Origin of the sequence: Rhodoplanes roseus, assembly GCF_003258865.1 — a bacterium.
Classification (GTDB): domain Bacteria; phylum Pseudomonadota; class Alphaproteobacteria; order Rhizobiales; family Xanthobacteraceae; genus Rhodoplanes; species Rhodoplanes roseus.
This window is the reverse complement of the sequence record NZ_NPEX01000892.1, coordinates 1-258: the sequence shown is the minus strand read 5'-3', so window position 1 is coordinate 258 and position 258 is coordinate 1. Positions and strand designations below refer to the sequence as shown.

At 63.6% G+C, this 258-nt stretch carries 1 pseudogene; it reads left to right on the top strand.

Annotation, left to right across the window (positions count from 1 at the left end):
* Nucleotides 1-194: pseudogene (locus CH341_RS32885) on the top strand (hypothetical protein); the annotation flags it as partial.
* Nucleotides 195-258 lie beyond the last annotated feature (64 nt).

Here is a 258-nt window from a genome sequence, read left to right as displayed (position 1 = left end):
ATGGGCTGCTCAAATATCACACGGTCGCGGAGCCGGTTGCGAGGGGCTTCTTCCTCGACGGGCGCTATCCCCACGCGACCGCCGTCGTGACCGACACCCGGTCCAAGCAACGCTGGTCGATCGATTCCTGGCCCAACGCCAACGCCGAGCCGCCCGTGATCATGCCCCTCAAAGATTGGTTCGCCGAGCGATAAGGCCGGGCGGAGACCTCTCCCCAAACAAAAGCGCACAAACGAAAACCGCCGGCGAATTCTCGCC